Origin of the sequence: Shewanella sp. 38A_GOM-205m (assembly GCF_000518445.1) — a bacterium.
GTDB classification, from domain to species: Bacteria; Pseudomonadota; Gammaproteobacteria; order Enterobacterales; family Shewanellaceae; genus Shewanella; species Shewanella algae.
The window spans coordinates 1-9230 of sequence record NZ_JADP01000050.1 but is presented as its reverse complement, the minus strand read 5'-3'; the positions used below and the strand labels follow the sequence as shown (position 1 = coordinate 9230).

At 43.8% G+C, this 9230-nt stretch carries 6 protein-coding genes and 2 pseudogenes; 2 read left to right on the top strand and 6 right to left on the bottom strand.

Annotated elements, in window-relative coordinates:
- A pseudogene (locus N512_RS24740) lies at positions 1-215 on the bottom strand (IS110 family transposase); the annotation flags it as partial.
- Positions 216-412: 197 nt separating this feature from the next.
- Between N512_RS24740 and N512_RS0118785 the strand changes: the two are divergent.
- Together N512_RS0118785 and N512_RS24230 are read left to right on the top strand one after the other, a co-directional pair.
- On the top strand, positions 413-2119 hold the full coding sequence (locus N512_RS0118785; protein ID WP_028781289.1) for an AIPR family protein: 1707 nt from the start codon (positions 413-415) through the stop codon (positions 2117-2119).
- Positions 2120-2256: 137 nt separating this feature from the next.
- A pseudogene (locus tag N512_RS24230) lies at positions 2257-2439 on the top strand (alpha-amylase family glycosyl hydrolase); the annotation flags it as partial.
- A 218-nt stretch (positions 2440-2657) separates the two neighbouring features.
- On the opposite strand, the gene N512_RS24465 reads toward N512_RS24230, so the two are convergent.
- The 5 genes from N512_RS24465 to N512_RS24565 all read right to left on the bottom strand — a co-directional run.
- Positions 2658-2996 (bottom strand): hypothetical protein, encoded by a 339-nt coding sequence (locus N512_RS24465; RefSeq protein WP_156029283.1) that lies wholly within the window; start codon positions 2994-2996, stop codon positions 2658-2660.
- Positions 2997-3354: 358 nt separating this feature from the next.
- On the bottom strand, positions 3355-4536 hold the full coding sequence (locus N512_RS0118780; protein ID WP_028781288.1) for an NAD(P)/FAD-dependent oxidoreductase: 1182 nt from the start codon (positions 4534-4536) through the stop codon (positions 3355-3357).
- A gap of 67 nt (positions 4537-4603) precedes the next feature.
- Positions 4604-6724 carry a LodA/GoxA family CTQ-dependent oxidase gene (locus N512_RS23400; protein ID WP_037475599.1) on the bottom strand — a complete coding sequence of 707 codons (2121 nt, stop codon included), beginning with the start codon at positions 6722-6724 and terminating at the stop codon, positions 4604-4606.
- A gap of 2 nt (positions 6725-6726) precedes the next feature.
- Positions 6727-8007 (bottom strand): hypothetical protein, encoded by a 1281-nt coding sequence (locus N512_RS23395; protein WP_156029281.1) that lies wholly within the window; start codon positions 8005-8007, stop codon positions 6727-6729.
- Positions 8008-8599: 592 nt separating this feature from the next.
- A partial coding sequence (locus N512_RS24565) for a hypothetical protein (protein WP_028781287.1) occupies positions 8600-9230 on the bottom strand: 631 nt, incomplete at its 5' end.

Sequence of the window (9230 nt, the reverse complement as noted above, 5' to 3'; positions counted from 1 at the left end):
TAGAGCCAGAAGCCACAGGGACCAGCCTCATAGATAACACAGAGCTTGCTGGTCTTGGCTGTTTGATTCTTAATGAGTTTATCGAATGAACGCAGGTTGGTTGGGATTGTGCCATGGTAATGCACAGTCTCAGCAGACTTATCAGAAACCCAGGCCACGTCAGTGGTCTCCTTGTGTACGTCCAACCCGATAAAAAGTGTGTTAGCTTTAGACATGTCGGCCTCCTGTGATTGTTTGCCTATTGGATCAACAAACAGTGTGGCTCTGGTTTAACTAATCCACGAGAAAACACGGAGGCCGACACCTGCACAGGGAATCATTATGTCTATGTAAATTCACGAACTTACTCACAACAAGAGTGGCATCATAAGAGCATAATAATCAAAACGTTAATATAGGCTGGTTGTACCATATGGATAAGATTACAGGCTCATTACTAAAGAGCTTTACTGAACAATGTGAGTTAGAGCGGTTACCTGAATCTACTCAGTTTGAGCACTTCGCAAACTACTCAATTTTATCAAAGCAATTCCGTGGAAGTTTTGAGCTTGATGAAGTTCATTCAGGTTCTGGTGGTGACTGCGCTATTGATGGGCTGTATATTCTCGTAAATGGGCGCCTAGTAAACGATAGTGATGAACTCAGAGAAATTGTTGAATCTTCAGGTCACTTAGACGCAGAGATTGGCTTCATACAAACGAAGACAACGTCTTCGTTTAGTGGGGCAGACATCGGTGCCTTTATCCATGGTATAAAAGATTTCCTAAGTGATGATCCTAAGCTCGTACAAAATGAAACGATTAAAGCTAAAAAGGTTCTATGGGAAGACATTATCCTAAAGTCTTCGTATATGGTAAATAGAAGACCTGATTGTAAAATGTACTATGTATGTACTGGAAAATGGGTAAATGACCAGAACCTTTCCGCCGTTATTAGCTCAGGTATTGATGAGGTAGATGCGATTGGAATTTTTGAAACTGTAAGTTTCGAACCTTGTGGTTCTTCGGAAATCCAAAAACTCTTCCATGAGACTAAAAACAAACTTTCTTCAACTATTACCTTTTTAAATCGAATTACATTACCTGACATTGAAGGGGTTTCAGAGGGTTACCTTGGGGTTATTCCATTAAGCGAATACTTGAAGTTAATCCAAGATGAGAATAAGACAATACATAGTATTTTTGATGATAATGTAAGAGATTTTCAGGGTGATAATCCTGTAAACAAGAAAATAAAAGGTACTCTTGAAGACAAAAAATTTGATATTTTTTGTGTACTCAACAATGGTGTAACTGTAGTTGCTTCTTCAATTACCCCAGCTGGTAACCGTTTCACAATCAGAGATTATCAAGTGGTTAATGGTTGTCAAACTAGTCATATTCTTCATGAATGTCAGAACATTGAAGGTATTGAACAAGTTCAGGTCCCTATAAAAATAGTTGTTACGGCAAATGAAGATATAAAAGCTAGCATTACTTTGGCGACGAACAGTCAAACAGAAGTTAAAACTGAGCAGCTTGAAGCACTTAGCATCTTCCAAAAACAACTTGAGCTGTATTACTCTGCTGAAAAAACTTCAATACCTTTATACTATGAAAGGCGCTCTCAGCAATATAACTCGGTTTCAGGCATAAAAAGGAATCAGATAATATCGATCCCTATTCAGATTAAGTCATTTGCTTCAATGTTCTTAAACTCACCTCATCTAGTGTCAGGGTATTATGGAACAATAGTTAAAAGGTTTTCTGGAAGAATCTTTGCAGACGGACATAAATACTTACCCTATTATGTAAGTTCTCTTTGCTACTACAGAGTAGAACAATTCTTCAGGTCTGGTGACCTTAAAACAGAAAATAAAAAAGCTCGTTTTCACATAATGCTGATAGTGCGCTTGTTAGGTATGGGTGAAGAACTTGACTATATCAATAGCAATAAAATTGAGAAAAAAGCGGAAGCATTTAAGAAGCTACTTCTAAATGAATCTGAGGCACTTTCAATGTTTAAAAAGGCAGAGTCTATATTTGAAAGTTCTGGTTTAGATATGGAGAAAAAGCAATATAAATCGGAAACTGAAACTGAGTTATTGATAAGTGCTTATAAGAAACTGAAGTCAGACTAAGAATTTACATGACGTTACAAAAAAATACATAGTAGAAAGATAGGACAGAGAAAGATAGGACAGCCATATCTTTTTGATGTTTCGAACAGGCTTAACTAGGCTTTGAAATACCCATCAAAGCTCAGTCGAGATTGGTTATGACCACTGCCCGTCGTCAGTTGATAGATGCTGAAAGTACGCCCTTTTACCACGTGATTAACCGTTGCGTCCTAAGGGCATTTTTGTGTGGTGAAGATGCACTGCCTGGGCGCAGTTACGAGCATAGACGTGGCTGGATAGTGGATAAAATCAAGCAGTTGTCGTCATTCGAAGTCATTGAGAGAGAATATTAGGTTGTTATTTTACAATGAGTGGCTTGATTTTTTGATTTAGGTAAGACGTTAATGTTTTAAATCAACAAATATTCTAATATAGAATATTTTCGATGATTAGATTCAAGAAGGAGTAAGTAACGTTAAAGCGCTAATCCCAATGAAATAGGAAAAGCGCCTCTCTTAGCTTTTTAGAGATGATTCATTCTTTACCTTTTTGCAAGACTCTAGCTACGACTCTGCGCCGTTTCCTGCAGGTATCGCCATAGTGGCTTTCCATCTTTTATATCAATTATCACGACAGATGAACGAGAAGAATTTTTCTCTGCTTCTTGGTGAATTTCACGATAACTCAGCGCAACGCTGTCTGCGTTGATGAGTAATGTTTCACATTGTTCAATGAGGATCGAAAGTGAGGGGCGTGTACCCTTATTCTTGCGAAACAGTACATCCACTTGAGATTTACCCGCTACACTACCAGATGTTGTCACCATTGTAAAAGATGGACAAAAGCTATTAACGGCTACAAGGACACCCACAATTAGCTGAGTAAAAGCTTTAGTCATGTCTGTGTTACAGAAAGGCAGATGTTTCCATTGAAATAACTTTGTTTTTCAAGCCTTTGAGGGATGTTCGGTTATAGAAGTGAGTGCAAGAATTACGGGGGGCTCGGTTCTATTTAGTTCTATTTAACGTAAAGGCCTGTGGATATTTGCTAAATAGCCGATCTTAATACAGCAACACAGCCAGTGATTCCACACCAGACACGGGGTATCTCCTTCCAGGACGCACTGACACAGTGTCTAATATGAATAAATTTTCGAATGTCTAACGATAGGGATATCAAGGAATGGCCTTGCGGCATCGGGTTTCTTTGGAAATCACGAGTACAACGACAAGTGATCTACTATTCGCCGTCTCTATTTACGTTAAATTGGCCTGCAGTTCCATTTTGCTGTGAATCTTGTGAGGGCTCATAGCCTGCATTTTTTGCCAAAAGGGGCTGTTTAAAAAACGTTTTTCCTGCTGATAGTAATGAGCACGCATGGCCAGGTAATGCTGGTAGCGCTGGATGAGCATTTGCTGATATTGCATCAGACCATGGTGAGTGTCATGACCTGATGTTTTGAATATACCCGCGATGATATCTGCACAGGTGACACCGTCGGCCATGGCTTTGATGATCCCGCCTGAGGTGATGGGATCGAATGTGCTGGCAGCATCACCAATGGCAAGCCAGTTTTTGCCAGTGGCAGGGTTTAAACAAAATGAGGAGGCTGGATAGCGTTTAGGCTGGGTATCTTCGGGAGTGACTCCCTGCAGCAGCGCCTTGGTATTGGGAGAGTTAACCAGGATATCGAGCCAGTTGTGTGTCTCATGAAGCTTGAGTGTTTTAGCTGTTTGGGGATCCGTCGTTAAGCTTATCAGTACTCTGTCATTTGGCAGACGGGCCGCATACCACCAGCCATATTCAACAGCTTCAAGGTGTGTTTGCTGTGATAAAGGATAGTGTTTATCTGTGATGATAAAGCGGCGTCCCAGGCTTACCAGGGCATGGTTTGATTGTTTTTTACTTCCCTGGGTTTGGGCGAAGCTGGCGCGTGCCCCGCTGGCATCAACGACGAATTTGGCATTGAGTTGATGTTCAGCCCCCTGTCTATCAAGCGTTAAATGATGGTACTTATCATTGACAAGCCTGCCAGTTTTAAATTGGCATTGGGTTAACAAGGTTACACCTGCACTTTGAGCCTGCTCGGCTAAAAAACGATTAAATTTTTGGCGATTAAGGTGCCAGCCATGCCCATAGGGACTGAGCAAACTGTCGTTAAAGCCATTGCGATTATCTCCCCACCATGAGCGACTGCCATAGCAGGGTTGGTGTTGCTGCTTGACAAATGCTGACCAGATCTTGAGTTGATGAAACAGCTGTTTGGTTTGCGGGGGAATACTCTCACCGATGCGAAACTGCTGATAATCAGAAGACTCAATGATGACAACGTCATCTATCCCCTGTTGGATTAAGCGAATGGCGCAGCAGCAACCGGCTGGACCACCACCTATGATGGCAACTTGAGTAGCAGTGGCTGAAGCTGAATAATTGTTCATAGGCTGTTTTATCTATCTATTTTGCTGCTCTGGCACTGCAGTTGATGCAGGCCAGAGCATTTTGGGATTACTTCTCTGGTGGATAGACAGGGTCGGTAACCGTATTGTCCCAAGGCATAACCAGGTTGCTGTCGTCTTGGCTAAAAGCACTTTGGACTTCCAGGTAATAGTTAGGGTCTAAGTGCGCCGGGTATCCATCGATGGCGGCCCCTTGGATCACGACACCTATATTTTGCCAGTTGTTGAGGATCCCGTGACGATCCTGATATCGACCGACATTAGAAGCGGGTGAGTTGTTTAATTTACCCTGAGCATCGAAGGTGAGTTGTTGTCCACTGGCACTGGTGCCTTGTCCCCTGACCGAGTAACGCTGTAATGGCAGGGTGTTATCATTGCGTTTGGCTACATCCTCATAGGTGTAAACGGCAACGGGTCTTTGGGCAGGCCAGGACCAAAACAGACTGGTATTGATATTACCGCCGTAGATATTACTTTCTGTGATAACTCCACCCGGATTAGGCGCGGGGGTATGGGTGGCGCAGGAGTTATAATCCGTATGCCAGGGAATGGCCATGAATTTACATAAATCCCCCGGTTGTACGGGGTGGCTGCGCAGCGGAACATAACCGACACCCAGAAATGGGCTGCCTTTAGTGGCGAGGGCATAATTTAATGGCTGGCGATTGATTCTAAAGGGGCCAATATTCGGGTTTTGCCAGTCAGAGTTATACAGCTTGGTGTCCCGTACGATAAAGGTGAGATCGATACCCGGGCTAAAACGTCCACCCAAACAGTTCATCAGTACGGCTCTATCCAGGGCTTCACCCTCATTTAATGGGGTTGTCATGCTTGGAGCAGAGGTGGAACATAATCCCTTAGCCCATTGTTGCATAAGGAAGTATTGGCTGTTACTTAAGGTGAGAAAGCTCTTATTGGCATCCCCCAGAGAGAGGGGCATCATCGGAGAGCCGTCTTCAAGATGATTGTTCTCATCTGCGCTGGGTTTGCGCATAAAGGACATGATGTCAAACTGAGGCTTGTCTTTAGTGAGTTTATCGATTTGCCGATGACTTTTGATGGCACTGTCAGGCAGGTTAGTGTTCCACATTTGCATGGAGGCCGCCCTCAGTATGGGCTGAATGTCCTGGGCAAAGTCGGGAACATACTCAGGGTTGTAGGCATTATTTTGATATAAGCCTGGGTTGAGATTGAATGCTTCTACCCAGGTGGTGTAGATATCATCCCACAGGCTAACAACATTGAGTGTTTGCGGCGCATATGCCGGATCTGTGCTAACAACCCAGGCGCTGTTTTCCAGTGCCTGATAACTGCCATCATCAAAGAGCAATACGGCGGTGACAGGGCCGTCTGCGGTATCATCGAGCCAGTTGTTATTATCGACATCCATATCCAATTTTGCATTGGGATCGGCATTGCCCTGTTGATCAAAGCCACAGGCTTTACCAAAGCCGCCAAGCACCACCAGACGTCCGTTGGTTTCGGTTTGGATCTCTCCTAAATAGTCGATACGAGTGTTGGGATCATCATTGCCAGCCGTTGCTGGGTAAGATTGGGGATAGTCCGGTAGAGGGATAACTGCATTTGTGTGTTGGTCCCAGTAACTGGCCTGGATGTTTGGGTTGAATTGGGCCGCCTGTCTTTTATTCGTACTTATGGTGCGAGGACCGGCATCAATGACTAATTTTTGCAGACGTACAGTATCGGCCGGGTTGTCCGTTTGATTAAAACTGGGATTGCGCAGGGGCGGTGTCTTGCCATCTTGATAGAGAATGATCCCTAAATTAGCGCTCTCATCCATTTCCCAGCAGTTTGCTTTCTTATTGGCAAGATGCACTGTCCAGATGATATCGGTGACGCATTTACCATCGACCTTACTGCCAATGGTTACTTCCTGTGCTTGCGGCGCAGGATAACTTGGGTTGTTTTGCTGTGGATATTGATAAATTTTAAACCTTGCTCCTTGTCGTTTGAGACGCCCCTGGCTGTCACGAATGTCTGAGCTGCTAATGGGGGTGTTGTCTGTGCCTGCTTTAATGGGGAGTCCCCCTGTGAGTGTTTGTCCGGGTTGCGGCATTGCAGCTATGGTTTGTGGTTCGATGTAGTAGTCCATACTGTTGCCGACGCGGGCAAAGCCTATAGTTGGGTGAATGCGTAAACTGACGGTCATAATTAATTCCTTTTAACTGAGTGGCCGTTGAGGTAGTTCTTTAACAGTATGTGGCTGGTATTGACATTTTTTCCCGCCAGAGGCGCTGTTTTTTCCGGAGTATCTGTTACCGCCGTGGTGTTGTGACAGGAGAAACATTCATTGGCTGAGCGTTGATTTTGAGTGAAGGTTTCGATAGTGGAATTTGATAACCGCGTAGACCCAATCAGTAAGTTTGTTTCGGCGTCGGGATCCATGTTCGGACTCCAGTCTGGGGTAAGTTGGTCTTCTTTACTGAACCAGACGGCACCTATCTCAAGGTAGTTACGCCAGATAGAATCTTTAGGCATTAACTGATGCACGTTATCATTGAGACTGATAATGGCTTGAACATTTTCTTTGGCCTTCTTTGGATTTGGCAGATTATCAACCGTTCCTTGTGCGTATTGCAGACATGTCTGAGTCACTGCAGCCATGGTTTGGGTCTTGGTATCGAGCTTTAATATGGCATTCATGCCGGCGTTGTTGGTATTACAGTCTTTGGCTAAGGTGTTGGCTTTATAAAAGAGATAGTCCTTATCGGAAACAATTTTGTTGGGTGACTGCCCTTTGGCAAAGGTGGGGGCATTGTCTTTAAATTCGAATGTGGCCCAGATGGCTTCGGGGTGCTTATTGACGTATACCGCAATATGGAAACCCACCAAGGCAACTTGAGTCATCTCCTGTTGTGCATTCTCAGGGATCACCACCTGACCGTTATCGACGGTCAGCAGTTGTATCGGGGCTTTGGTGGTATATAAACCAGAGGTGTCTTCACCGGGCTGGACAATCTTCCAAGCGGCCTTGAGTGACATAGCTCCATTGGGGAAATTGAGTTTATTATCAGCTTGTTGCATCCCACTTTGGGTATAGAGTTTGTGTTTGATGACAAAGTCGCGGTAGATATCGTTGATCATCATGCTGGTATATAACGCCCGTCCATGTTGGTCGATTAAAATTCCATTTGAGCCCGCCTGGTTGACACCTCCAAGCAAATGGTTACCAGGCTGACTGTCAGGATAGATCCCGGTATCAGAATAGAAGGTTTCAAAGCGGAGTTTTCCTTCGTCTGCTTGTTCGGTTAACCAGATGAAGCTTTGCCAGGAGAATTGATGGAAGTCACATATGGTGGAATCATCAAAATTATCGGCAGCGATCTTGGGGTTGAATTTACCTTCAAACCATGACGCATCTGCGGTACAGTTTGCCGTTGGCGAGTATTCCTCGGCCCAGCCTGAGAAGCTGAAAAGGCTTAATGTGCTCATGCTCAACACCGTCAACATGAGCTTACTCAACATCCTTGTTTTGTTCATAAATCCTCTCAAAATTGTCTATTAACAGATAAAGCTAAGCTCATCCTTAGCTTAGTATGGTTTATTATCCCGTGTTTATATCATCAGCACGAGGGACATCTTTATCTTTTAATTTAAGATAAAGAGTATAGTTCAAATTGATAGGGGCGCAATTTATACTGGTGAAATTTGTAGAACTTAAGCCTGCTATTTTTTCTCTTTGAAAAGCAAGCAAATTTAGATGCTGATTTCAAATGTCTTACTGCAAGTGCTTGATTTAAAACAATTAAATGATCCGATAGGGAAATAATAAAGAAATCGATAGAAAGAAATCGAGACACCCATTGCAAAAAGAAGATAATCAAGACACCTATTGTAAATAACCGATTGTAAGTGTTGGGTGAGAAAAATCTCTAGTGTTCTAGCTTGTGAAATACTGTGTTTCTATTGAAATGAAATAGTATTTCAGGCCATTCGACTATTGAAGTGAGTGCAAAATTCGAATTTCAGGCATTATTGAAATCGAACAAAGTTCGACTCAGTTGGTGGAGAAGATTAAGGGGATTTAGCTAAACAACTTCTGACAATTAGCGGCCCCTTGCCTTCGTCGTCGTTGTAGGTGAATACAGTAGTCTGTAAGAGATTCCAGTGTACCAACCGGCCCTTTGAATAGACGGCTAAAATCAGTCGTCAATTTGAGCCAGTTGTCGATAGGGATGTTTAAACGATTCAAAATGGTCGTAGTGCCGGCAGTAATCTGGCCGCGCTTGTCGTGGCGGATAATGCGCCCGGTATCATCGACCAGTTGCAGATAATCCTTGGCATCAAAGTGTAATCCTTGTGACATGTTCAGCCGTTCATTGCCGACAAAGGGTAACAGCTCAGGTGTGTTTTCGCCCTGCATCGCGGCCTGTATCCGCCGTTGAATACTGGTATAGTTTGAGTTTTCTGGGGTTTTGGCTATTCCCGCGCGGATAGGGTTCAAGTCAACATAAGCCATGCAGGCCAATACGGCTGCATCATCCAATAGCGCCTGGGATTTGAAGCGGCCTTCCCAGAAGCGACCGCTGCATCCGTCTTCCCGGTTGGCTTGTCTGGCAATAGGTTCATTGAGCGCGCGCATAAACCAACTGATATCCATCAAACGTTGGCGATAGACTTCAGCGGTTTGTTGCAGGGTGAGATATTCAATATCA